This window comes from Rhodothermus profundi (genome assembly GCF_900142415.1).
In the GTDB taxonomy this organism is placed as follows: domain Bacteria; phylum Bacteroidota; class Rhodothermia; order Rhodothermales; family Rhodothermaceae; genus Rhodothermus; species Rhodothermus profundi.
The window spans coordinates 158681-180370 of record NZ_FRAU01000006.1 but is presented as its reverse complement, the minus strand read 5'-3'; the positions used below and the strand labels follow the sequence as shown (position 1 = coordinate 180370).

The following is a 21690-nucleotide window of genomic DNA, read 5'->3' as shown; positions in this document are numbered from 1 at the left end:
TAGGAGGCATTTCAGCAAAGCAGTTTTCTCAGATTCTGGGACCAACGCAACATTTCTTTGATGAGATTGGGGAAGGGGCCATACGGCTGGCTTAGCGGAGGATGGTTGGGGGTTTGGGGGGTGTTGTTGGTGTCGGCGTGTTCGTTTGTTGAGTCGGATCAGGACGGGCAGTTTGATTATGGGGGAGATCCGCTTCCTGGCACGGAGAGTCTGTTTAATTTGCGTTTTTCGCCTGATGGTCGGTGGGTGGCATTGATCCGGGCGTATACGCCGGGTCGGCTGGATCCGCCCAATCAGCTCTGGTTGGTCAGTCGGGATGGTCGGCAGCTACGTTTTTTAGGGGCAGGCATTGGCAGTGTGGATTGGTCCCCCGATGGAAAGCGGCTGGCGTTGAGCTACGAACCGAGCCTATGTTGTGATTCTTATGTAGTGACGTTGGATTTGGGGAGTGGTCGGGTAGCGGTTTGGACGGGACTGGACAGTTTACTGTTGTCGCATCCGACGGCCACGTTTCCGCACTGGTTTCGGGATGGCAGGCGACTTTTGGTGTCGGTGGTGTTGGAGCCGCGGGATCAGCCCTATCGGGGGGGAGCCTATGTGCTGGATCTGGTGCTCAGGAGGGCGATAGGGCCCGTGGCACCGATGACGGCTGCGATGCCAGGGGGGCGGGATCGGTTTGCGGTGGGCATCATGCCGCAGGCCGAGGGGGGCGTTTATCGGGAGAATGTAGTGCGTTATGAGTTTGGGACGGGGGAGTTGCGTGTGTTGACGGATTTTGGTTCGGAGGAGGCCTTTACGTTTTCGGTAGCGCCCAGTCCGGTGGGGGATGAGGTGGTGCTGGAGCGTCGGGTGGAGGGGGTGCCGCAGCTTTTTTTGCTGGATGGTCGGGGGCGGGTGTTGCGGCAGTTGACTGAGCGAGGGGGACACAACCCTCGTTGGAGTTATGATGGTCGGGCGGTGGTTTTTTTGCGGGATGTGGAGGCGGGTCCGGGTGCGCGGAATGTGCCGTTTGTGTACTGGTTGGAGGAGGATCGCGTGGAGGTGCTCTGGCCGATGTTGCCGGACTCGGTGCCGGTGTTTCCGGCGTTGGACACGTTGCTTCGAGATTGCCTGCTCTGTGGGAAGCTACCATAAGCATCAACCAACACGCTGGAGGTGGATCTGCCGGAGGCGGTTCGGGTGCGGCTCGTGGTGTTTGATGTGTTGGGGCGGGAAGTGGCGCGTCCAGTGGATCGGTTTTACGAGGCGGGACGGCATCGGCTGCGAGTAGTTGGTGCGGATTGGCCGGCGGGGGTATATGTATATCGATTGGAGGCTGGACGCTGGGTATACAGCGGTACGTTTGTGCGGCGATAGGTGGGCTAGTCGGAGCGGATGCGCATGAGGCCTTCCTGGACGACGGCGGCCACGAGCGTGCCGTCGCGCCGGAAAAACAGCCCGCGGTTCAGCCCGCGCGCACGGGCGGCCACCGGACTTTCCATGGCAAACAGCAGCCACTCATCGGCGCGAAAAGGACGGTAGAACCACATGGCATGATCCAGGCTGGCCGCCTGCACGTGGGGTTGCAGGAATGAAAGACCATGTGGCAGCATGGCTGTGCCCATAAAGCCAAAATCCGAAGCATAGGCCAGCACGCTCTGGTGCAGGGCCGAGTCGTTAGGAGGGAGCGTTCCGGCCGCACGGATCCAGGCGTGACGGCGGGGCGGTCGCTTTTCCGGGAAAAGCAGATGAACAGGCTCAACGGGACGAATCTCAATAGGCCGCTCGTGGAGTAAAAACGGACGCAGCACTTCGGGCACCTGCTCGGCCAACTGGCGACGCAGCTCCGCTTCGGAGGGCAGTTCTTCAGGAGGGGGCACCTCGGGCATGGGGTCCTGATGCTCCACGCCCATTTCGTCAATCTGGAACGAAGCGGATAGGTTGAAAATTGGACGGCCATGCTGAATGGCCGTAACGCGCCGCGTGGTAAAGCTCCGTCCGTCACGCAGCCGTTCCACTAAGTAAACAATTGGCGCATTAGGATCACCAGGGAGAATGAAATACGCATGCAGGGAATGAATCTGCCGTTCGGCAGGCACGGTATAGGCCGCCGCCCGAAGCGCCTGGCCAAGCACCTGCCCGCCAAACACGGTAGGACTGCCAATGTCGCGGCTCGGACCGCGAAAAATATTCTCTTCAATGCGTTCCAGGTTAAGCAGGTGGAGCAACTGATCAACCGGTTCGCTCATGGAAATAGAGGCGTTGGGCGTTCAGTGGACGTAACTTCCTGCATTGACGTCGATCGTGCAGCCGGTAGCATGGTCGGCCAGCCCGCTGGCCAGGAGCACCACAATAGGAGCCAGGTCTTCGGGTTCGGTTAGCCGCTCCAGGGCAATATCGCCCAGCGCGATTTCGGGGCCATAGCGGTCGATAAAATCCTGGGCCATGTCGGTGCGCGTGAAACCCGGGGCCACCACAAAGGCCCGAATGCCTGCCCGGCCAAGTTGCGGGTTGCGGGCGATAGAGCGTGTCAGTGCCACCAGTCCCCCTTTTGACGCGGCATAGGCCATGTATTCAGGCGTGTCGCCTCGGAACGCAGCCCGTGAGGCAATGTTGATGATGCGTCCGCCGCCCTGCTTCAGGAATTGCTGAATCGCCAGGCGACAGAGCAGCTCCGGAGCGCGGAGATTGACGGCCATGGTGCGCTCCCAGACCTCTTCCCAGGCTTCAAGGGGAGCGTCCAACTCGGCACCCAGCGCAATCCCTGCATTGTTGACGAGGACGTCTAGACGGCCATAGGTGGCCAGCACGGCGTCAAAGAGTTGGCAGCAGGCGGCCACGTCACTCAGATCTGCCCCGAAAGCACGGGCTCCACGGCCCAGGCGTGCCGCAAGTGCTTCGGCGGCCTCCCGATTCTGGTGGTAATGGACCGCCACCGTTGCACCGGCCTGTGCCAGCCCTTCGGCCAGCGCCTGCCCGATCCCACGGCTGGCACCTGTGACGAGCGCCACCCGTCCGCTCAGATCAATCGTTAGCGCCATTGGTCTTCTGGTCTGGGCTATGCGTCGGCGCAATCTACAAGGCCGCAGACTTTTTCTCCAGCCGTTGGCGTTGTACTTTTTAACAAAGCGTAGCTATCAATGGTACGGTGGTTTGTACTGAGCGGATTGTTGGTCGGGCTGAGCGGGTGTAATCCGTTCGCGCCTGCGCTGGAGGAGGGCGATCCGTTCGCCGTGCTCATGGGGGATCCCCGTACGATTGAAGGATTTTTCCAGAATTTCAAAGCGGCTTATGAGTTACGGGATATCAGTCTTTATGAGCCCCTCCTGGACTCTGCCTTTGTGTTCGTCTTTTACGACTACGATGCCCAGGTAGAGCGCCAGTGGGGGTTTTCGCAGGAACTGGAAGCTACGCGGCGCTTGTTTCTGGCAACAAGTGCTATTCAACTCCAATGGAATCAGATTTTGATCCAGGAAGTGTTCGACCGCGGCCGGCGGGCCCGGGTCGTGCGCTCGTTTAACCTCCTGGTAACGCTGGAGCAGGGAACGCCGTTTCGAAGCAGTGGCAACGTCAACTTTCTGCTGGTGCGGCCCGATACGCTTTCGCCCTGGCGTTTGCGCCGCTGGCGCGATGAAAGTGAGCTGTAGAACAGCGTGGCGTTCAGAAGACCGAGCAGGGCTAAAAAAAGCAAAGCGAATTGCTCTCCTGCCGGGCGGCTTCCATAAAGCAATGCTGTTTTCATAACGCGCAAGATCGCGTCGGCTACCAGGATCCGATCGCGTGCGATACATGGAAGCGTTGGAGAGAGCAGGTTGTTGGGGTCACCCATCACGTAGATGGGTGCGCAAGCAGGTGCGCTGCCGTTCGCAGCGATGTAGATATTCCCGCGTTACAGCAGGCACGCCAAAACGTCCTCTGAAGTGTAACTTAGCGTTCGGATAGCGACTCCAGTCTGCGCTTCGCTCAAAGGGAGACAGGACTACCTCAAACACCCCTTCATAGAAAACCAGCAGGAACGGTTCGGTCTGCACCGTGTCGATTCGACTGAAACGCACCCAGCTCTGAAGCGAATCTTCTCGCGCAATCCAGTAAGACCCCAGATAAATTTGCCAGTCATGCTCGCTCAGCCGGCCCATGCGTCCCAGCTCCTCTTCGGCGTAGGTACCGTTCGCAACGGCCTCCCGGTAATAGGGATGAGCGTTGAACAGATAGTAGGTTGTGTCGACCCTAAGCGGTTTTTCGTAGAGGTCCAGCATAAGCACGGCCTTATAGAACGGAAGCTCCGGGGTGGAGTCGTTCATCACAAAGCGAAGTCCAAGATGTGAAAGGCGTTCACCTGTGTCTAAAGGTATGTCCAGTATGCCAATGGCTGAATCAGGCTGCCAGGGTTGACCGTTGAGGGTGGCTTCAACATAAATCGCAGTAGAAGAGTCGGCGTGTCTGCTGCTTCCGGGTTCCAGCAAGCCACAACCCGTCAGCATCAGCAATCCCAGCAAAAGTACCCGCATAGCGCCTGCTGGTTGGGTTATTGTCCCGAAACGTGCATCTGAGAATTTGAGATGATTTTTGAGTTTTTTAAATAGGTGCCTTGTATAAAAAAGTGGCTGGCAAAGCCGTGACCCTTTCAGCCCGGACGCTCCCTGAGGTGCGTCATCGTTGACAGCATCTGCCTGCTTCCCGGACATTGCATGGACACAACTCCGGCGAAATTGTACAGGACACGGCTCTTTCCGCCTTGTTGGAGAAGCAGTTCAACGATGAAGAACGGCCGGTGACGGAGGGGTCACCTGACACCGTACCCCAAACAAAAAAATAACGCGGTGGAGAGTCGAGCAAGGGCAAAATGCATCCCTATCCGGGAAACGCAGGGCTATTGAGATCTGGCAATGTGGTTTTCATTGTTTCTTTTCAGGAGATGCCGCTTCGGAACGTCTACTGACGAACAGGGACAAGAAAGGGCGGTGCTGAAGCATTGGGGCAAGCGAGGCCGCCAGACGAGATTCTGCGCTAAACCTGACAACTTATAAAAGTGCCTGCTAGAAGGTCGTTTATGCCTTCCAGAGGTCGTATTGTTAACACCTTGTCACGTTTAATGCGAAACCGTTTTTCGGAGAAAAAGCTCTCTTAAAGGGTACTGCGCAAACCAACTTGGAGGCACCAATGAAACTACTGGCGACAAGTGATCTGCGCGAAGCGTTCGACTATATCGACCGACTGCCCGACGTCGTTCGCGACGCCGGTATAGAGGCCGTGCTCTTTGCCGGCAACGTGTTGCAGGCCGAAGCGCGTCAGGCTGAGTGGGAGCGGGCAGTGCAGGAACATCGACTGCCCGACCGGGCGCGTCCCGAGATTGTCGAAGAACGGAAAAACGACGCGGAATCGCTGCTCGCGTTTTTCCGGCGCCTGAACACAATCGGAGTGCCGGTCTATGTAATTCCGGGCCGTAACGACGCGCCGGAGCGCTTTTTCCTGCAGGCGGCCTTCAACAGTGAGATTGTGACGCCGCATATCCACCTGGTGCACCGCAGTTTTGCGCCGCTGGGAGGGCGCTACATGGTGGCAGGATTCGGTGGCGAAATCACCGTGGAAGCGCGGGATCATGAGTTTTTCCTGCGCTATCCGGGCTGGGAAGCGATTTTTTCGCTGGACTTTCTGCGGCATCTGGATGCGCCTCGGATCCTGTTGTTCTATACGGCCCCGGCCGACAAACTGGACGAACCGGCCGATCGGAGTGGACCGGCCGCGGTGGCGCATCTGATCAAGACCTACGATCCGCATTTTGTGGTGTGTGCCGGGGTAGAAGGACGTAAGGAAAAGGTGCACCTGGGAAATACCCTCGTGGTCTATCCCGGCTCACTGGCCGCAGGGGATTATGCGGTGATCGACACGCGGGAGAAAACGGTGGCATTTGGGAATCTTCGATGACAGAACAAGGCTCAGGAGACGACTGATCGACAGGCGGTAGAACTTGCAACCGATAGGCGAGGAGGGCGCCGCTGCTGAACCCGTCGATCGGCCGGAAAGGGAAGCTTCCAGCGCGTGTCGAACATGTAAAGACCGGGATCCAGGCGGTAGCAGCCTCAAGGACTTGCTGTGCCCCGATAGGCGACGGGTGCTGCACGCGCCCGCCCTGGCTTTCGGGTCGCAACAAGAAAAAGGCGGCGCGTGGGAATGAAAGGACTCGGGTGTCCACGTGGCAGGGACCGGGATCCAGGTGCCAGCGATGCATGCGACGGGACAGTTCTTCCAGCACGAACAGCCAGTCACCTTCAGGCGGACAGGCAATGCGCGTCAGGGGCTGAAATTTGCCGGGGCCGTTGCCCCGTTGGCCCAGCGTGTCGATCGGTGCGCCCCGCGCGCTAAAGCGTGGCACGTAGTAAGCGCCGGCATCGGCCACCAGGAGGTGCTGATGGCGATCCATGGCTACCGATACCACGCGGACAAAAAGATGGCCTGGCAGGACAAGGTCCAGGGGCAGCCGCAGCATGTTCTGGCCCCGCACCTTCGAGACTCCTATCAAGTCGACGGTACTACTCAGCGTGAGTGTCAGGCTACTCAGCGTGAGCGTCAGGATTAGTCGGGACGGCAGCCGGGCCCTGTGCCTGTTCCGGTATAGATTTCGGCGTCTGTTATTTCGCCGGTTTGGGAATCTGTGCGGATTATGATCAAAACGCATTCGGTAGCGGTCTGATAGACCATGGAAGTGCATAACTCGGTCTCCTACGAGCAGACCTCCTCCGGACCTATCGAAGAGGGGCTTCCTGTTTGAGAAAAACTGCCCCGACAGCGCAGGATTCCCCGGAAACCAGAGCGCAGCAGCCGTCTTCACCCCCATCTTCTTTTAGAGGAGCTGTTCGCGACCCATAGGCCGGGTTGCCGCTCGCACGGGCCTGCTAAGTAGCATATCCACCTTGGCAAGCCTCTGGAGCGGCTCGGTCTATGGGACAACGTGGCAGAACAGCGCTTTTTTCGAAAAAATGGATATATCCCCGGTCGGTCTACAGGGACCGGGGCGGAAGATGTCGCGGCGTGGACCTTCGCCTGCAGGAGGAGTAGTTCAGGCCGGGGAAGCAGCCAGGCCCAGGCGCTCGGCTTCGGCCTGCATACCGGCAATCACATGCGCGATGTGTTCCTCCAGCGGCAGTCCCAGCTCCTCGGCGCCTCGTCGGATGTCTTCGCGGCTGACGCCAGCGGCAAAGGCTTTGTCCTTGAGCTTTTTCTTGACCGACTTGACGGTCAGGCCTTCAAGCCGGGTAGGGCGCACGTACGCTACGGCCGTAATAAAGCCCGCCAGTTCATCGACCGCGAACAACGTTCGGGCCAGCAGCGTCCGGCGTGGCGTGCCCGTGTAGTCGGCGTGACCCAGGATGGCCTCCAGCATTTCTTCGGGGTAGCCCAGCTCGCGCAGCACGCGCACGCCCACGTACGGATGCTCCTCGGGGGTTGGATGCCGCTCGTAGTCCAGGTCGTGAAGCAGACCGGTCATGCGCCAGAGCGTTTCATCTTCGCCAAAGTGGCGGGCATAATACGCCATGGCGGCCTCGACCGCATAGCCGTGACGACGCAGGTTTTCAGACTGCGTCCATTCGTGAAAGAGCTTCAGGGCGTCTTCGTAGGTGGGCATGGCTGATTCATCGGCTTACACGTCACAGATGGCAATGGCATGGCGGAGGGATTCCAGGGGATCGTCGGCCGTAGGGATAAACTCCTGCGCCACAAACCCGTCGAATCCTGTCGCGGCAATGGCCCGCATGATGGCCGGGTAGTAGAGCTCCTGGGAGTCGTCAATTTCGTGGCGTCCCGGTACACCGGCGGTGTGGAAGTGGGCAATGTATTCGATGGAGTTCTGAATGGTGCGGATGATGTCTCCTTCCATGATCTGCATGTGGTAGATGTCATAGAGCAGCTTGAAGCGCTCTGAGCCCAGGCGTTGCACAAGCCGCACGCCCCATTCGGTGCGGTCGCACATGTAGTCGGGATGGTCAATCTTGCTGTTAAGCAGCTCCATACAGATCGTGACGCCGTATTTCTCAGCCGTGGGCAGGATCTGTTTGAGGCCGATCACGCAGTTTTCCAGCCCCTCTTCGTCGTCCATTCCGTTGCGGTTTCCGGAGAAGCAGATCAGGTTGGGGACCCCGGCTTCGGCGGCTTCTTCGATGCGCTTTTTGAATTGCGGCACCAGCCAGGCGTGATTTTCGAGGCGGTTGAACCCTTCGGTGATGCGCGAGGGGCCGTTGCCCATGGCGCAGATAAGTCCGTACGGCCGAAGGCGCGGCCAGTCGGGCGGGTCCAGCAGTTCAATGGATTGCAGGCCCATCTTGACACCGGCCGCTGCCAGGGCTTCCACGCTCAGGTTCGGATAGCACCATTTGCAGACAGAGTGCCGGATGCGTCCTTTAAGCGGAGGGCGTTGGCGAGCGGGAAGCACCAGCGGCGCGCCCATGGTGGTCAGGGCGGCTGCTCCGGCCAGCCTGCGCAGTGCCTGCCGACGCGTGAGCGCCATGCTCGTTTCCGAAAGCGGTTCGGAAGATCTTCTGCCTTAAAGAAACGGCATGGCGCGTTTGGGTGCAAGCGGGTTAGAACACGTCGATCAGCCGTAGTTCGCGCAGGTAACGGCCGGGGTTGGCCTCAAAGTCGCGCAGAATGCGGTTCAGGCCGGTCAGTGTGGTGTCGAGCTTCCAGTAGAGCGTCTCGTCATAGATCAGACGGCCGAGCGTGCCTTCGCCACGGGCGATGTGCGCCAGAATGCGGTCGAGTGAGGCTGTGGCCTGCTCCAGCGAGGCAGTGCTGGCTTCCAGGCGGCGTAGCAGGTGGCGGAGCTGGGCGGCGGCGGCCTGGATGGAGTCAGCGGTAGGGGTAGCGGCTTCGCGAAGCTGGTCGGAGGTAGTGGCCAGGTTTTCCAGCGTGCGGGCGATGTGTTGTTGTTCACGCTGGAGCAGCGCTGCCAGGGTCTGGCTACTCTGGCGGAGGGCCTGGAGTGTCAGACGCAGGTCGCTGCCCGGCGTGCTGAGCTGCGTGGCTGCGGCTTCCGCTACCGTATCGAAGCGTTCCAGCAGCGTGTTCAGTTGTTGCAGCACGGCAGGAACTTCTTCGGCCACGGCTGCCAGGCCACCATCGAGATGGCCCGGGAGCTGGCTGCCCGGCTTCAGGGGCGGATTGCCGGGAGGGCCGGGCACGATTTCCATTTCCACGTTGCCAAACATCGCCAGGCCGGAAATGCGCGTGTACGATCCTTCTGGAAGCGGCACGCCGCCGTGAATTTGAAACCGCACGCGTGCCATGCCGTGCTGCGGATCGTAGTGCACTTCCGTGACGCGTCCGACGACCACCCCTTTTAGCCGTACCAGGCTGCCATCGACCAGGCCTCCGGCGTCTGGCAGGAGCGTTTCATAAGTGGCGGTTCGCTCAAAAAGGGGCAGATTGAGCAGGAAGCGGGTTCCGAAAAACAGGATCAGCGCAGCCGCAACCAGGGCCACGCCCACTTTGACTTCGTTGCGATGGGTCATCAGTGCGTTCATGTGCTGCGAGAAATCGGTTGACCAATCTGGTACTCGCTGGCTTTCACAAAGGCAAGCAGTGTCGGGTCGTTGCTGCGATGCAATGCCTCGATGGTACCTACCCAGTGCATACGGCCCTGATACAGGAAGGCCACGCGGTCGGCTACCGAAAGCACCGAATGCATGTCGTGCGTAACGACGATGCCGGTAACGTTGAGCCGGTGATTCAGGTCGCGAATCAGCTCGTCAATAGCATTGGCCGTCTCCGGGTCGAGGCCAGTAGTTGGCTCGTCGTAGATAATGTAGCGTGGCTCCAGGGCAATGGCGCGCGCCAGCGCCACACGTTTTTTCATGCCGCCTGAGAGTTCGTCAGGCATCTTGGGCCCCACGTCCGGCAATTGGACCAGCTCCAGGCACTCCTGCACGCGACGGCGGATCGCTGCTTCCGAGAGATTGGTAAACGTGCGCAGCGGGAAGGCTACGTTTTCGAACGCATTCATTGAGTCGAACAGCGCGCCGCTCTGGAAGAGCACGCCAAACTGCCGGCGAATCCGGCGCAATTCTTCATAAGAGATGGCGTGAATGTCTACGCCATCGACCAGCACGCGTCCCCGGTCGGGTTTCAACAGACCGATCAGGTGCTTCATCAAGACGCTCTTGCCCGAACCCGAGCGGCCGATGATAGCCAGCGTCTCGCCATCGCGAATTTCCAGCGAGACGTCTACCAGGACGGGGCGTCCATCAAAGCTCTTGTAGAGATGTTCGACCTGAATCATCGGGTTATAGCAGTAGAACGGCCAGGACCAGATCCGCTACCAGAATATACACGCAGCTCAGGACGGCTGCCTGCGTAGTGCTCCGTCCGACTCCCTCAGCTCCACCCTGGGTAAAGTAGCCTTTGTAGCAGGAGATGGACGTAATCACGAAGCCGAACACGAAGGCTTTGATAACGCCAAAGATGGGATCAAACGGCTTGAAAAACTGCCGGGCGCCCTGGAGGAATTCGCCGGTCGAGAGAAAGCCCCCCAGGTTGGCTACCAGAATGCCTGAAGCTATGCCGATGAAACTGGCTATCACGTAGAGCACTGGCACCATGATCATGCCAGCCAGCACACGCGGGACGACCAGATAACTGACCGAGTTCAGGCCCATGGCTTCGAGCGCGTCGATCTGCTCGGTGACGCGCATGGTGCCCAGCTCAGCGGCTATGCGGGCACCCACCCGACCTGCCAGGATAAAACCCGTGACGACTACCGCCAGCTCCAGAATCATGGAAGGGGCGACCACTGCGCCAATCACAGACTTAGGAATGAACGGCGATACAAGCTGGTAGGCGGTCTGCACGGTCATCACGGCGCCGGAGAACGCGGCGGCCATCGCTACAATCGGGATTGAATCAACCCCGATACGCACCATCTGATCGAACAGGTTCTTTCGATACGTTTTGAACTCTCCCAGGGCCGAGAACGCGTGGACAAGCAGCAGCGTGTACTGGCCCAGTGCCCGAAAGGGCAGTAAAAACTGTGACAGTGACTTTTGCATGGAACGCAACTTCGCCAGCCTGTACGCGTGAGCAAGCAGAGCTTCCGTGCAGGAAAAAAGCCGCCTGCTATCGAGCGAACGTAACACGAGGAGTAAAACAGGGTTTCAGACGGAGACAAATCTCATGGCGCGTTCATCGAGCCGATACGTCTGTCAGGCCTGCGGCTACGAAGCACCGCGTTGGATGGGGCGTTGTCCGGATTGTGGCGGATGGAATACGCTGGTGGAGGAAGCGCGACCAAGGCCCGTGAGGGCACGCGTGCCGCAGCGCAGGGCAGAGGCACCGAGTGCTGATCCCGTCCCGCTATCGGCTGTTCCGTTAGACGAGGAGGCGCGGCTGGTAACCGGCGTGGCCGAGCTGGACCGGGTCCTGGGCGGGGGCATTGTGCCGGGCTCGCTCATCTTGCTGGCGGGTGATCCGGGCATTGGCAAAAGCACGCTGATGACTGAACTTGCCCGCTACCTTCCCGATCGCCGGGTGCTCTACGTGACAGGCGAAGAGTCGGTTCGTCAGGTGCGGCTGCGTGCTCGGCGCCTGGGCATAGAAGGGGAAAACCTTCTGCTCCTGGCCGAGACCAACCTGGAAGCGATTCTGGAGGCTGCGCGCCGGGCGAAGCCCGAGGTGCTCGTGATCGATTCGATTCAGACGGTTTACCGGCCTGAGCTGGAAAGCGCACCGGGTTCGGTCAGCCAGGTGCGCGAAAGTGCCGCGTTGCTCATGCATTATGCAAAAACCACGCATGTTCCGGTTTTTCTGGTCGGGCACGTTACCAAAGAAGGCGCCATTGCCGGACCGCGCGTGCTGGAGCACATGGTCGATACGGTGCTTTATTTTGAGGGGGATCGCCATCACGCCTATCGCATTTTGCGGGCGGTCAAAAACCGCTTCGGGGCCACCCATGAAATTGGCGTGTTCGAGATGCACGAAACCGGCCTGCGTGCCGTTGATAATCCCAGCGAGCTGTTTCTGTCGGAGCGGCGCTACGGCACCAGTGGTTCCACGGTAGTCTGCACGCTCGAAGGCACGCGACCGGTGCTTGTCGAAATCCAGGCGCTGGTGACACCGACCGCATACGGAACGCCGCAGCGCAATGCGACGGGCTTTGACTACCGGCGGCTGCAGATGCTGCTGGCGGTTCTAGAAAAGCGAGAGGGGCTGCGTCTGGCGGCGCATGACGTGTTCGTAAACGTCGTGGGGGGATTGCGGTTGGAAGAGCCGGCGGCTGATCTGGGTGTGCTGGTGGCGGTTGCTTCGTCCTTTCGGGACATCCCGGCCGATACGGGCACCGTGCTGATCGGCGAAGTCGGGCTGGGCGGAGAAATTCGCGGCGTCGGACAGCTCGACGTTCGGCTCCGCGAAGCGGCCCGGCTGGGCTTTCGGCAGGCTCTGGTACCGGCCCATCACCTGAAAGGACTCCTGCGTCCCGACGGCCTGGAGGTGGTCGGGGTGCGCTCGTTGCACGAGGCGCTGGACTATGTGCTTTAAAACCAGCGGCGAGCGCGGCGCGCCGTAATGATGCCGGTGTTCATACCCACCCAGTGCATGCTACCGTTGTAGCGACCGTGCTCCATCTTGATGCAGCGGTCCATTACCACCTGTAGTCCCCCGGCTTCTGCAATCTGGGCAGCTTCAAGGCTGACGATGCGTAGCTGGAGCCAGAGCGTACGGGCGCCGATTTCCACGGCCTGCCGGGCATATTCGGGGCATTCATGCGCCGGACGGAACACGTCGACCACATCGACCGGCTCTGGAATGCTCCGCAGATCCGGATAGGTACGCTCACCCAGGATCTCCTGAGCGTGCGGATTCACCGGAATAATTCGGTAGCCGGCATATTGCAGATAGGTGGCCACAAAATGACTGGCCTTCTGCCGGTCGGCTGAAAGGCCGACGATGGCAATGGTGCGGGATTCGGCCAGCACCTTACGGATAACGGCCGGGTGCTGGTACTTTTCCCGAAGCGCTGGTGGCAGGATGGAGTTCAGTGTCAGATCGCATGCAGGGCCTGATCCAGGTCCCATAACAGGTCCTCCAGGGTTTCCAGTCCAATGGACAGACGGATCATCTCGGGCTTGATACCCGCAGCTTCCAGTTCTTCGTCAGAAAGCTGCTGATGCGTGGTAGTGGCCGGATGAATGACCAGGCTTCGCACGTCGCCTACGTTGGCCAGATGAGAGAAAAGCTGTAGCGACTCGATAAACTTCTTACCTGCTGCCCGCGGTCCTTCGGCGCCGTACTTGAGCCCGAACGTAAAAACAGCCCCGGGTCCTAGCGGCGTGTACTTCTGGGCGAGTTCGTAGTAGGGACTGTCGGGGAGACCGGCGTAGGCGACCCAGGCGACTCTGGGGTGATCGTGCAGGAATTCGGCAATGGCGCGGGCGTTTGCCACATGCCGCTCCATGCGGATGGAGAGGGTTTCCAGTCCCTGGATGAGCAGGAAGGCATTAAAAGGAGAAAGGCAGGCGCCCACGTCGCGGAGCGTCTCGGCGCGCAGTTTCATCAGAAAGCCGTGGTGGCCGAACGTGTCGTAAAAGCGCAGGCCGTGGTAGGAGGGAGAGGGGTCCGCAATGGTAGGAAAATGGCGGTAGTCGAACGTGCCGGCTTCGATAACCACGCCCCCAATGGAGTTGCCATGCCCCCCGATAAATTTGGTGGCCGAATGCACGACGATGTCGGCGCCCCATTCGATCGGACGGCACAGGTACGGCGTCGCAAAGGTATTGTCCACGATCAGCGGAATGCGATGGGCGTGGGCCAGTTCGGCCAGGCGTTCAATGTCCAGGATGCTGCCCTGCGGATTGCCGATAGTCTCTCCATAGAGCGCGCGGGTGCGGGGCGTAATGGCCGCCTCCCAGGCGTCGAAGTCTGTTGGATCAACAAAATGTACCGTTACGCCCAGTTTCTGGAGGGTATGGGTGAGCTGGGTTTTCGTTCCGCCATAGAGGTGCTGGGAGGCGACGATCTCATCGCCAGGCTGTAAGAGCGTCATGAACGTCAGGAACTGCGCGGCCATGCCACTGGCGGTGGCCACCGCGCCGGTTCCATTTTCGAGCGAGGCCATGCGCTCCTCAAAGACCGCGGTGGTGGGATTGTTGATGCGCGTGTAGATGTTGCCATACTGCTTGAGCTCGAAAAGCTGGGCTGCGTAGTCTACGTCGTCGAAGACGTAGGAGGTAGTCTGGTAAATAGGTACGGCACGGGCGCCCGTGACGGCGTCAGGAATATGCCCCGCATGCAGCATGCGCGTTTCAAAGCCAAAGGTGCGGCCGGTCTGACCGTTGGGGCGCGCTTGCGGAGCCGGGGTCGAGCGTTCCACCATTGCTGGATGCGTTCCATCTTTATGAGCGTAGCACTAACCCCAGGGCGTTTTTCGGGTTTCGCGAACCCGCGGCGGGGCAGGCAATAAAATGTCAGGATTCTTCGTTAAGGAAGTGTCTGCGCAGGTAGTCTTCCGGAAGGGAACCGATTGGATGCACCCCACCGACGATCAACTGGTCGCGGCCTACCTGGAGCGGGGCGACGCGCAGGCGTTCCGCCAACTGGTTGAACGCCACCAGGAACGCATTTACGGCTATTTACTGGGAATGGTGCGCGACCCCGAAGTGGCCAGCGATCTGTTTCAGGAAACATTCCTGCGCGTGCTGGCGGCGCTGCGGCAGGAACGGGCTTCCTACACGCAGCAGGGGCGCTGGCTGGCCTGGGTGCTGCGCATTGCGCGTAACGCAGCGCTCGACTACTTGCGCAGCCGAAGAAAATGGCAGGATGTGCCCCCGGAGAATGGGGAAGAAGGGATTTCGTTCTGGGATCGACTGGCAGACGACGCGCCAGGTGCCGACGAGGCGTTGGAGGAAGCTGAACTGCAGGCGCAGCTGACCGCCTGCATTGAGCGGCTGCCGCCTGAGCAGCGTGAAGTGCTGCTCCTGCGTCAGGAGGCCGAGCTAACCTTCCGGGAGATCGCTGAACTGACCGGCGTCTCGATCAATACGGCGCTGGGACGCATGCGCTACGCGCTGATCAACCTGCGCAAAATGATGCATCACATGCAAAACCAACCGGCTTCGGAATGAGCAGACGGCTACCCCACCAGGAAGTACCGGGCGCGATGGACGACAGGCGGTTGTATCTGGTCCGCTTGCTTTACGGCGAGGCCTTACCGAATGGTAGAGCGCCCGAAGCAGATCCGGAGCTGGCAGATGAATGGCAGACGCTGCAGGAGGTAAAGGCATGGCTGGATGCGCGGCCGCGCCATCGGCCCGATCCGACAGTGATCGACCGGATCGTGGCGGCTGCTGCGCGTCCGGGGGGGGCCGATCGGCGCGCGCGGCGGCTAGCCCGGCGTCGGTGGCGCTGGGGGGTGTCCATCGGAACGTTGATGCTGCTGATAGGTGCGCTCTGGCACTGGTTCGGGCCGTACAAGCCCGTTACGCGCACGGGAGTGGTAGTGGCCGAGCAGGCGTCCACGGCCCCCGAGCCGGTCGACGCGCATGGCTGGCTTTCGCTCATTGCACAGGTTTCTTCCGTGGCTGGTGCTGAAGCAACGCCAAGGGCTACCCTGGTGCTTCGATGGGATGACCGGGCGGCCGTGCAGCAGGTCTATCGGCAGCTTCAACTGCTGGAAGCTCGAAGTACGCCGGCTCGGTGGGGACCCGCGTTGCCGCTGGAAGCATGGCCGACAGGCAATGGCCGTCCGGGGCTGATTCCTGCTGCTCGACGCTATGATTGAAAACCCGGTGAAGGGAGCTATGAACGGTCGCAGACTGCTTGGGTGGAGCCTGTGCATCGGGTTGCTGCTGAGCCTGGGCGCAGGCAGCGTGCAGGCCCAGCGTACGCTTGAAATCCGAGATGGGCAGATCTGGTTGGATGGGCGACGGGTTACCCTGACGTATCAGACGCGCCAGCTAGACCTTTCCCCGGGGCTTACGTTGCAGTTGCAATTTTACGGCGAAGAAAGTCCCATTTTTTCACTGAACGGACGATTCTTTCAGGTTCGAGGTAGCCGCATTGTGCCGGTCCATCCCACAGAACTTCTGGATCAGGAGATTTTTATTCCGGCAATTTCATCCTTTGAAGATACAACGGATCGGATGGAAGCGCTCATGGCTGAGCTGATCAAGCAGGCCCGGGCGCTGCAGGAGGAAGCCGAGCGGGTCTATCAAAGCGTCGAACACTGGCGGCAGGTCCGCACCTCAGAGCTGGAGCAGCGTCTGGAAACGATTCGGCGACAGGCGGCTGCGCTTTCGAGACAGGTACGTTTGCTGCCGCGACTGGAGTGGGAGACCTATCTGATGCACATGCAGCGGCAGGATGCCGAGCTGGCCCGTCGGCTTGTGGAAGAATGGACCTGGGAGCAAGAGCTGCAGCGCCAGGCGCTTCGGATTCGCCAGATGCCGGAAGGACCAGATCGTGAAGCAGCTATTGCCGAGCTGCGCCGGCAGCTGGAAGAGACCTTTGAACGCAAGCAGCAGAACCGACGGCGGGAAATTGCCCAGCTCGAACGTCAGCTTCGCCTGCTCCGGGAGCGCCTGAACGAACGCGAACGCTACCGCCGCCGGATCATCGAACAGCGCCTGCGCGAGCTGCTGGGCGGGCAACGGTGAGAAAAGCAGGGAAGCATTTCTTGAGGGGGCTGCAAAAGCTATATATTCTCAAAGTTTTATCTTTCTGCCGTTCACTTCAATAATGCACAACTCGATGCTGAAGAAGGCGGGTCGGTCGCTGCTACGGATTCTCTGGCGATTGCCCGGGCTATCCCAGAAAATACGCCGATTCTACTGAGTGAAAATGAACAACAGGTGTTGAAGAAGCTCATGGCGGACACGCTTCTGCAGCGATGGATCCGAGATACCTACTTGTCAATACAACGTCACATGGCCCGGGCGCTGCGCAATGATTCGATCCAACAGCAATGGCTTAAGGAGGCGGCAGAGGCGGTGGAAGCTCCTGTGTTCCGGTATTTGTGAACGGGAAACTAATGGGCCATTGTTGTGCCAGTACCATGCTGCAAGTAATGGAATGTGTCAAACGATATGGTGATTTGAATTGAGCTATGGTTTCTTTTAAGGTATATAAGATTATCAATATTATGTTTCACTCTCTATATATACTGATATTCAAATTTGTTTTTGAATATGGTTTTAGCTCAGATCATATTGAGTGGATTCTTAGCCTGCTTGTTATACAAAATGTAACTGGTATGCATAAATCTTTTTGTAGAAAAAAATTTAAAATAGATATAGCTTTTATAACTGGAATTATTTTTATCATATATTTTGTCAATTTTGCACTGATAAAAAATGATTTCTGGGCTTTCCCCTGGTACTATCGGTTATTCTGGTTTGTGGGGACGTTCACGCTGCTGTTGCTGCCCGTTAAATCCGAGGCGACGGCAAAAGAAACAGAAACGCCCGTTGAAAGAGGGACCGAATTGATTCGGTTCCATTCCGGTTTACTACGTTTGAATCTTCTGTTAACAGGGCTGCTACTGGTGGCTTTAGGCGCACTGTTGCTCTTTGCCAGAGAGCGAATCTTTCTTCTTTTACCGGTCGGGGTAGGATTGCTCTTCCAACTGGGCGTGCTTATGCTGCTTCATCGGTTACGGCAGCGAGCGCTTACAAAGCGGCAGTTATTTCAACTTGTGGGGTTGTTAGAAGGCATTGTCGGTGTGCTGTTTCTGATCGGGTTCTTTTTCGCAATGCGTTCGACTTCAGCCTATTACCGTCCTCCTCTGTTAGAATTACGAAGCCTTGATTTGATTCTGAGTTTCGTGCTTTTTATTCTGTTGGTTCCGGGCCCGGGTGCGGGCATACTGATCTACATGTTGCGCCGGTCTCAGAAATCATCGATTTCGTCGCGTTGAGTGCACATGCATGCCGCCTGAGAAACATCGGGTGCTACGAGCCACTGGCAAAAAGGCCGGCAGTGTCGTACCTTTCCTTCCGGCTTCGTCTGTCTGAACGTGTAAAAAACGCCCGGTTTGAAAGGCGGTACGGAGCTTGCAGCAGATCGGGGCGGATTGAACCGGTATCGACCATGCGGGCGGCACTGCTACTGTTGCTGATCGGGTGCTTCTGGGAGAGCGCGTGGGCCCATGCGCTACCCCGGGTAACACGCGTTTCGTTTGCTCCTCGCGCGGATCAGAGCGGCTACGTCATTCGCATTCACACCACAGCTCACGTAGGTGCCTACCAGGAACCCGAATGGCTCGATGCCCATCGTCTTCAGTTTGTCCTGTACTATACCGAGCCAGCCCCTGATTTGCAGCACGATCCGCCGCAGGGGCCTGTGCGCGCCTACACGATTGAGCCGCGAGACGGCCATCTCATTTTTCAGTTTGAGCTGGACGAACGGGTGACAGTAAAGGCGGCAGCCTATCGAGACCGCTTCTCGACCGATATTCTCGTTGGATTGACGGTGGTTCAGACAGATCCAACCATCGCCGAGGGAGGCAGGCTGCCGCAGCCAGCGCAGGCGCGTACGGTCGCGCTCAATAAGCAGCCGACAGCGTCGCCCCGAGTAGCAGATCGATGGCATCTGGATACAATTGTGATTGATCCCGGACATGGCGGGAAAGATCCGGGAGCCGTCGCCAACGGCGTGCGGGAAAAAGACGTGACGCTGGCCGTTGCGCTGAAGCTGGGGGAATACCTGGAGCGATTGCTGGGGGTGCGGGTTGTTTACACCCGCAAAGATGATCGCTTTGTGGGACTGCGCGAACGAGGGCGTATTGCCAACGAAGCGGGAGGGAAACTGTTTATCTCGCTGCACTGCAACGCTTTGCCCGGCAATCGCCGCGTGCATGGTGCGGAAACGTACTTTCTGGGACTGCACAAAACAGAGGCGGCCCGCCGCGTGATGGAACGGGAAAACAGTGTAGTTCGCCTGGAGGAAGATCCATCGCAGTATGATCATTTCACCGAACAGGAGCTGATTTTGATGACGCTGGCCCAGAGCGCCTATCTGCGTAAAAGTGAAAAGCTGGCCATGCTGGTGCAGGAGCAATTTGCCCGGCGGGTGGGTCGCGTGAATCGCGGGGTCAAGCAGGCCGGTTTCTACGTGCTCTGGAGCGCTTCGATGCCGGCCATTCTGGTAGAGCTGGGGTTTCTGACCAATCCGAAAGAGGCCGCCTTTCTCAAAAGCAAACAGGGCCAGGCCTATATGGCCAGTGCTATTTTCCGGGCGGCTCGCACGTTCAAGGAACACTACGAACGGGAACCGGCGTTCCCAGCCGCGCGCTAACTGCATGGAGCAAGGCTATCCGAGGACAAACATGAACGAAACAGCCCTGGAAGCGCTCAAACAGGCGATTCGCACCGTTCCGGATTTTCCCGAACCAGGCATTCAATTCAAGGATATTACTCCCGTGCTGGGGCATCCTGAGTTGCTTCGGCTGGCGATCGATGCCTTACTGGCACCGTTTCAGGAGGAAGCAATTACCAAGGTGGTAGGCATTGAATCCCGGGGATTTATTCTGGGCGGGATGCTGGCGCATCACCTGGAGGCGGGGTTTGTGCCGGTGCGCAAAAAAGGCAAACTGCCTTATCAGACCCTTGCCGAGACGTATCAGTTGGAATATGGCACGGATACGATTGAAATGCACGTGGATGCCATTAAGCCGGGAGATCGCGTGCTGATCCATGATGACGTGATTGCTACAGGGGGAACGGCCGAAGCGACTGTCCGCCTCGTTGAACGGGCTGGCGGACAGGTGGTCGGGTGTGCGTTTCTGATCGAACTAACCGCCTTGCAGGGACGCAAGCGCCTGCCGGCGCACGTGCCCATACATACGGTACTCCAACTCTAAACCGCCATGTATAAAAACCGGCGATGGTGGGGGCTGGCGCTGCTTGTGCTGATGCTTTCCGGTTGCGAGGCAGCGGGTACTGAACGACTGACGTTGCCTGAAATTGAGGTGTCTTTTCGATTTGAAATCAACGGCAACGCCCTGACCGACGGTCAGCCCGCCACAATCATTGCAGTCAACACCGTAGATCTGGCTCCTGCCCTTCAGCAGCGAGGAGGCTACACCAAGAGTGAAGTGGTAGCAGCGACGGTGACGGCTGCTGCCATAGAGCGCATTCAGCCGCTTCTGACAGACCTGTCAGAGGTACTCAGTGAGGCCCGGGTGCTGCTGACTGCTCCAGGATTGAATGATCTGGAAGTAGCGGGACGGGCCGGGTTTCCTGACGATGAAACAGCCTCCCTGGCCCCTCGCAGCGGTACAGACGTCGCCGCTTTTGTGAAAAAAGCGGCTTTCGGCGCCAAACTGCACCTGGTACCGCTGCAACCAGCTCCTGATGAGCACTACATTTACGAAGTGCGGCTGACGTTGCGCGTTCAGGTTGAAGGTGTCTGACGAACGGCAATGCAGGAGATCTCGACCCGGGCTCCTCGCGGCAAAGCGGCCACCTGCACCGCCACACGGGCCGGCGGCGATTCATTAAAGTAACGCGCATACACCTCATTTACCTGCGCGTAGTCATTGATGTCAACGAGATAGACGGTGCAGCGCACCACATCCTTGTAGTCCATGCCGGCCGCCCGCAGCACAGCTCCCAGATTTTCTAATACCTGTTCCGTTTCCCGTTCGATGCTGTCCGTAATCAGGCTACCGGTCTTCGGATCAATGGCAATTTGCCCCGAGCAGTAGAGCGTGTCGCCTACAAGTACAGCCTGACTGTAAGGACCAATGGCCGCCGGGGCACGCGGTGTTTTGATGATCGTACGCTCAGGCACGGTGAATATTCCGTCGATAGTTCCTTGAATAATCTCTGCCTTTATTAACTTGCAAAATGAAGCTATTGAACTTCAAACGAAGAATCCGCTAAGGACGTTATGGACCTGGGATTGCAGGATCGCATTGCGCTAGTAGCGGGCGCCAGCAGCGGACTTGGTTGGGCTGCGGCGCTGGAACTGGCGCGTGAAGGATGCCGGGTGGCCATCTGTTCCCGTTCGGCGGCGCGCATTCAGGCCGCGGCGCAACGCATTGTGGAAGCAGCTCATATCGCCGAGGATCGCGTGCTGCCGCTGGTGTGCGACGTGACGGATGAAGCACAAATTGTGCGCATGATGGAACAGGTCGTTGACCGGTGGAACGGCCTGAACATTCTGGTGACGAACGCTGGGGGGCCTCCGGCAGGCTACGTTGGGGATTTTACCGCCGATGACTGGCGAGCAGCCCTGGAGTTAAACCTGCTCAGCACGATCAACCTCTGCCGCCATGCGCTGCCGCATCTACGTCGAGCAGCACGTGAGCCGAACGGACTGGCCCGCATTCTGATGATTACTTCTATTTCGGCCAAGCAGCCGATCCCGAATCTGTATCTGTCGAACGCGGCGCGCGCTGGCGTGCAGGGGTTTGCGAAAAGTCTGGCTGAGGAGCTGGGACCTGAGGGAATTACGGTTAACACCCTGCTTCCAGGCTACACGCGCACGGAGCGGTTGCAGGAGCTGGCGCAGGTGCAGCACCAGCGCACCGGTCGCCCTATTGAAGAGATTGAGGCAAGCTGGGCCGAGCAGGCCGCGCTGAAGCGCATTGGCGAGCCGCACGAGTTTGCAGCGGCGGCGGCTTTTCTGGCCAGTGCCCGGGCCAGTTACATTACCGGCGTAGCTTTCCCGGTGGACGGAGGACGGTCGAAGCACCTGCTTTGAAGGGAGCGGAACGGGGCCAGGCGC

General features: G+C 59.0%; 26 protein-coding genes. 15 read left to right on the top strand and 11 right to left on the bottom strand.

Annotated elements, in window-relative coordinates:
• The first annotated feature begins 129 nt into the window (after positions 1 to 129).
• Positions 130 to 1134 carry a TolB family protein gene (locus BUA15_RS10130; protein ID WP_245772010.1) on the top strand — a complete coding sequence of 335 codons (1005 nt, stop codon included), beginning with the start codon at positions 130 to 132 and terminating at the stop codon, positions 1132 to 1134.
• Positions 1135 to 1155: 21 nt separating this feature from the next.
• Positions 1156 to 1356, top strand: a complete 201-nt coding sequence (locus BUA15_RS10125) for a hypothetical protein (protein WP_072715876.1) — start codon at positions 1156 to 1158, stop codon at positions 1354 to 1356.
• Between the two features lie 5 nt (positions 1357 to 1361).
• On the opposite strand, the gene tesB is transcribed toward BUA15_RS10125, so the two are convergent.
• Together tesB and BUA15_RS10115 are read right to left on the bottom strand one after the other, a co-directional pair.
• Complete coding sequence (tesB, locus tag BUA15_RS10120; RefSeq protein WP_072715875.1) at positions 1362 to 2228, bottom strand: acyl-CoA thioesterase II; 867 nt, start codon at positions 2226 to 2228, stop codon at positions 1362 to 1364.
• Between the two features lie 21 nt (positions 2229 to 2249).
• Positions 2250 to 3020, bottom strand: coding sequence for an SDR family NAD(P)-dependent oxidoreductase (locus tag BUA15_RS10115; RefSeq protein WP_072715874.1), 771 nt, complete (start codon positions 3018 to 3020; stop codon positions 2250 to 2252).
• Between the two features lie 99 nt (positions 3021 to 3119).
• Between BUA15_RS10115 and BUA15_RS10110 the strand changes: the two genes are divergently transcribed.
• Positions 3120 to 3626, top strand: coding sequence for a hypothetical protein (locus tag BUA15_RS10110; protein ID WP_072715873.1), 507 nt, complete (start codon positions 3120 to 3122; stop codon positions 3624 to 3626).
• A gap of 174 nt (positions 3627 to 3800) precedes the next feature.
• Here the strand turns inward: BUA15_RS10110 and BUA15_RS10105 are convergent, their stop codons facing one another.
• A complete protein-coding gene (locus tag BUA15_RS10105) occupies positions 3801 to 4487 on the bottom strand; it encodes a hypothetical protein (protein ID WP_072715872.1) in 687 nt (228 codons plus the stop codon).
• Positions 4488 to 5139: 652 nt separating this feature from the next.
• Between BUA15_RS10105 and BUA15_RS10100 the strand changes: the two genes are divergently transcribed.
• Together BUA15_RS10100 and BUA15_RS10095 are read left to right on the top strand one after the other, a co-directional pair.
• Positions 5140 to 5904, top strand: coding sequence for a metallophosphoesterase family protein (locus tag BUA15_RS10100; protein WP_072715871.1), 765 nt, complete (start codon positions 5140 to 5142; stop codon positions 5902 to 5904).
• A gap of 268 nt (positions 5905 to 6172) precedes the next feature.
• Positions 6173 to 6556 carry a hypothetical protein gene (locus tag BUA15_RS10095; protein WP_072715870.1) on the top strand — a complete coding sequence of 128 codons (384 nt, stop codon included), beginning with the start codon at positions 6173 to 6175 and terminating at the stop codon, positions 6554 to 6556.
• 480 nt (positions 6557 to 7036) lie between these two features.
• Here the strand turns inward: BUA15_RS10095 and BUA15_RS10090 are convergent, their stop codons facing one another.
• The 5 genes from BUA15_RS10090 to BUA15_RS10070 all read right to left on the bottom strand — a co-directional run bounded on the left by BUA15_RS10090 (position 7037) and on the right by BUA15_RS10070 (position 11018).
• Complete coding sequence (locus tag BUA15_RS10090) at positions 7037 to 7603, bottom strand: HD domain-containing protein (RefSeq protein ID WP_072715869.1); 567 nt, start codon at positions 7601 to 7603, stop codon at positions 7037 to 7039.
• Positions 7604 to 7618: 15 nt separating this feature from the next.
• Positions 7619 to 8482 carry a hydroxypyruvate isomerase family protein gene (locus tag BUA15_RS10085; RefSeq protein WP_072715868.1) on the bottom strand — a complete coding sequence of 288 codons (864 nt, stop codon included), beginning with the start codon at positions 8480 to 8482 and terminating at the stop codon, positions 7619 to 7621.
• Between the two features lie 73 nt (positions 8483 to 8555).
• Positions 8556 to 9497 carry an MlaD family protein gene (locus BUA15_RS10080; RefSeq protein WP_072715867.1) on the bottom strand — a complete coding sequence of 314 codons (942 nt, stop codon included), beginning with the start codon at positions 9495 to 9497 and terminating at the stop codon, positions 8556 to 8558.
• Complete coding sequence (locus BUA15_RS10075) at positions 9494 to 10252, bottom strand: ABC transporter ATP-binding protein (protein WP_072715866.1); 759 nt, start codon at positions 10250 to 10252, stop codon at positions 9494 to 9496. The genes BUA15_RS10080 and BUA15_RS10075 overlap by 4 nt, the downstream gene beginning before the upstream one ends.
• 4 nt (positions 10253 to 10256) lie before the next feature.
• Positions 10257 to 11018: an MlaE family ABC transporter permease gene (locus BUA15_RS10070; RefSeq protein WP_072715865.1), complete on the bottom strand. Its 762-nt coding sequence runs from the start codon at positions 11016 to 11018 to the stop codon at positions 10257 to 10259.
• Between the two features lie 124 nt (positions 11019 to 11142).
• On the opposite strand from BUA15_RS10070, the gene radA reads away from it, so the two are divergent.
• Positions 11143 to 12504, top strand: a complete 1362-nt coding sequence (gene radA / locus BUA15_RS10065) for a DNA repair protein RadA (protein WP_072715864.1) — start codon at positions 11143 to 11145, stop codon at positions 12502 to 12504.
• On the opposite strand, the gene BUA15_RS10060 is transcribed toward radA, so the two are convergent.
• Positions 12501 to 13040: a CoA-binding protein gene (locus tag BUA15_RS10060; protein WP_084660576.1), complete on the bottom strand. Its 540-nt coding sequence runs from the start codon at positions 13038 to 13040 to the stop codon at positions 12501 to 12503. The genes radA and BUA15_RS10060 overlap by 4 nt on opposite strands.
• Positions 13007 to 14338: an O-acetylhomoserine aminocarboxypropyltransferase/cysteine synthase family protein gene (locus BUA15_RS10055; protein WP_072715863.1), complete on the bottom strand. Its 1332-nt coding sequence runs from the start codon at positions 14336 to 14338 to the stop codon at positions 13007 to 13009. The genes BUA15_RS10060 and BUA15_RS10055 overlap by 34 nt, the downstream gene beginning before the upstream one ends.
• A gap of 88 nt (positions 14339 to 14426) precedes the next feature.
• Here BUA15_RS10055 and BUA15_RS10050 point away from each other — a divergent pair, with 88 nt between their 5' ends.
• The 8 genes from BUA15_RS10050 (at position 14427) to BUA15_RS10020 (ending at position 20371) form a co-directional block, all read left to right on the top strand.
• Entirely contained in the window at positions 14427 to 15086 is a 660-nt protein-coding gene (locus BUA15_RS10050; protein ID WP_245772009.1) for an RNA polymerase sigma factor, read from the top strand.
• On the top strand, positions 15083 to 15742 hold the full coding sequence (locus tag BUA15_RS10045) for a hypothetical protein (RefSeq protein ID WP_072715861.1): 660 nt from the start codon (positions 15083 to 15085) through the stop codon (positions 15740 to 15742). The genes BUA15_RS10050 and BUA15_RS10045 overlap by 4 nt, the downstream gene beginning before the upstream one ends.
• A 19-nt stretch (positions 15743 to 15761) precedes the next feature.
• On the top strand, positions 15762 to 16616 hold the full coding sequence (locus tag BUA15_RS10040) for a hypothetical protein (protein ID WP_072715860.1): 855 nt from the start codon (positions 15762 to 15764) through the stop codon (positions 16614 to 16616).
• A gap of 210 nt (positions 16617 to 16826) precedes the next feature.
• Positions 16827 to 16979, top strand: a complete 153-nt coding sequence (locus BUA15_RS13740; protein ID WP_178139409.1) for a hypothetical protein — start codon at positions 16827 to 16829, stop codon at positions 16977 to 16979.
• Positions 16980 to 17065: 86 nt separating this feature from the next.
• Positions 17066 to 17875, top strand: coding sequence for a hypothetical protein (locus BUA15_RS10035; protein ID WP_072715859.1), 810 nt, complete (start codon positions 17066 to 17068; stop codon positions 17873 to 17875).
• A 173-nt stretch (positions 17876 to 18048) separates the two neighbouring features.
• Positions 18049 to 19254 carry an N-acetylmuramoyl-L-alanine amidase family protein gene (locus BUA15_RS10030; RefSeq protein ID WP_072715858.1) on the top strand — a complete coding sequence of 402 codons (1206 nt, stop codon included), beginning with the start codon at positions 18049 to 18051 and terminating at the stop codon, positions 19252 to 19254.
• Positions 19255 to 19285: 31 nt separating this feature from the next.
• Entirely contained in the window at positions 19286 to 19819 is a 534-nt protein-coding gene (locus tag BUA15_RS10025; RefSeq protein ID WP_072715857.1) for an adenine phosphoribosyltransferase, read from the top strand.
• Between the two features lie 6 nt (positions 19820 to 19825).
• Positions 19826 to 20371 carry a YajG family lipoprotein gene (locus tag BUA15_RS10020; RefSeq protein ID WP_072715856.1) on the top strand — a complete coding sequence of 182 codons (546 nt, stop codon included), beginning with the start codon at positions 19826 to 19828 and terminating at the stop codon, positions 20369 to 20371.
• On the opposite strand, the gene BUA15_RS10015 is transcribed toward BUA15_RS10020, so the two are convergent.
• Positions 20353 to 20751, bottom strand: coding sequence for a RidA family protein (locus BUA15_RS10015; RefSeq protein WP_072715855.1), 399 nt, complete (start codon positions 20749 to 20751; stop codon positions 20353 to 20355). The two genes, BUA15_RS10020 and BUA15_RS10015, sit on opposite strands and share 19 nt — an antisense overlap.
• Positions 20752 to 20850: 99 nt before the next feature.
• Between BUA15_RS10015 and BUA15_RS10010 the strand changes: the two genes are divergently transcribed.
• Positions 20851 to 21666 (top strand): SDR family oxidoreductase, encoded by an 816-nt coding sequence (locus tag BUA15_RS10010; protein ID WP_072715854.1) that lies wholly within the window; start codon positions 20851 to 20853, stop codon positions 21664 to 21666.
• The last annotated feature ends 24 nt before the right edge of the window (positions 21667 to 21690 follow it).

Excerpts from the sequence above, each read along its gene's own strand:
- tesB (WP_072715875.1), bottom strand. The coding sequence starts at position 2,228 with ATGAGCGAACCGGTTGATCAGTTGCTCCACCTGCTTAACCTGGAACGC.
- BUA15_RS10115 (WP_072715874.1), bottom strand. The coding sequence starts at position 3,020 with ATGGCGCTAACGATTGATCTGAGCGGACGGGTGGCGCTCGTCACAGGT.
- BUA15_RS10110 (WP_072715873.1), top strand. The coding sequence starts at position 3,120 with ATGGTACGGTGGTTTGTACTGAGCGGATTGTTGGTCGGGCTGAGCGGG.
- BUA15_RS10105 (WP_072715872.1), bottom strand. The coding sequence starts at position 4,487 with ATGCGGGTACTTTTGCTGGGATTGCTGATGCTGACGGGTTGTGGCTTG.
- BUA15_RS10100 (WP_072715871.1), top strand. The coding sequence starts at position 5,140 with ATGAAACTACTGGCGACAAGTGATCTGCGCGAAGCGTTCGACTATATC.
- BUA15_RS10090 (WP_072715869.1), bottom strand. The coding sequence starts at position 7,603 with ATGCCCACCTACGAAGACGCCCTGAAGCTCTTTCACGAATGGACGCAG.
- BUA15_RS10085 (WP_072715868.1), bottom strand. The coding sequence starts at position 8,482 with ATGGCGCTCACGCGTCGGCAGGCACTGCGCAGGCTGGCCGGAGCAGCC.
- BUA15_RS10080 (WP_072715867.1), bottom strand. The coding sequence starts at position 9,497 with ATGAACGCACTGATGACCCATCGCAACGAAGTCAAAGTGGGCGTGGCC.
- BUA15_RS10075 (WP_072715866.1), bottom strand. The coding sequence starts at position 10,252 with ATGATTCAGGTCGAACATCTCTACAAGAGCTTTGATGGACGCCCCGTC.
- BUA15_RS10070 (WP_072715865.1), bottom strand. The coding sequence starts at position 11,018 with ATGCAAAAGTCACTGTCACAGTTTTTACTGCCCTTTCGGGCACTGGGC.
- radA (WP_072715864.1), top strand. The coding sequence starts at position 11,143 with ATGGCGCGTTCATCGAGCCGATACGTCTGTCAGGCCTGCGGCTACGAA.
- BUA15_RS10060 (WP_084660576.1), bottom strand. The coding sequence starts at position 13,040 with ATGGGACCTGGATCAGGCCCTGCATGCGATCTGACACTGAACTCCATC.
- BUA15_RS10055 (WP_072715863.1), bottom strand. The coding sequence starts at position 14,338 with ATGGTGGAACGCTCGACCCCGGCTCCGCAAGCGCGCCCCAACGGTCAG.
- BUA15_RS10050 (WP_245772009.1), top strand. The coding sequence starts at position 14,427 with ATGTCAGGATTCTTCGTTAAGGAAGTGTCTGCGCAGGTAGTCTTCCGG.
- BUA15_RS10045 (WP_072715861.1), top strand. The coding sequence starts at position 15,083 with ATGAGCAGACGGCTACCCCACCAGGAAGTACCGGGCGCGATGGACGAC.
- BUA15_RS10040 (WP_072715860.1), top strand. The coding sequence starts at position 15,762 with ATGAACGGTCGCAGACTGCTTGGGTGGAGCCTGTGCATCGGGTTGCTG.
- BUA15_RS13740 (WP_178139409.1), top strand. The coding sequence starts at position 16,827 with ATGGCGGACACGCTTCTGCAGCGATGGATCCGAGATACCTACTTGTCA.
- BUA15_RS10035 (WP_072715859.1), top strand. The coding sequence starts at position 17,066 with ATGGTTTCTTTTAAGGTATATAAGATTATCAATATTATGTTTCACTCT.
- BUA15_RS10030 (WP_072715858.1), top strand. The coding sequence starts at position 18,049 with ATGCGGGCGGCACTGCTACTGTTGCTGATCGGGTGCTTCTGGGAGAGC.
- BUA15_RS10025 (WP_072715857.1), top strand. The coding sequence starts at position 19,286 with ATGAACGAAACAGCCCTGGAAGCGCTCAAACAGGCGATTCGCACCGTT.
- BUA15_RS10020 (WP_072715856.1), top strand. The coding sequence starts at position 19,826 with ATGTATAAAAACCGGCGATGGTGGGGGCTGGCGCTGCTTGTGCTGATG.
- BUA15_RS10010 (WP_072715854.1), top strand. The coding sequence starts at position 20,851 with ATGGACCTGGGATTGCAGGATCGCATTGCGCTAGTAGCGGGCGCCAGC.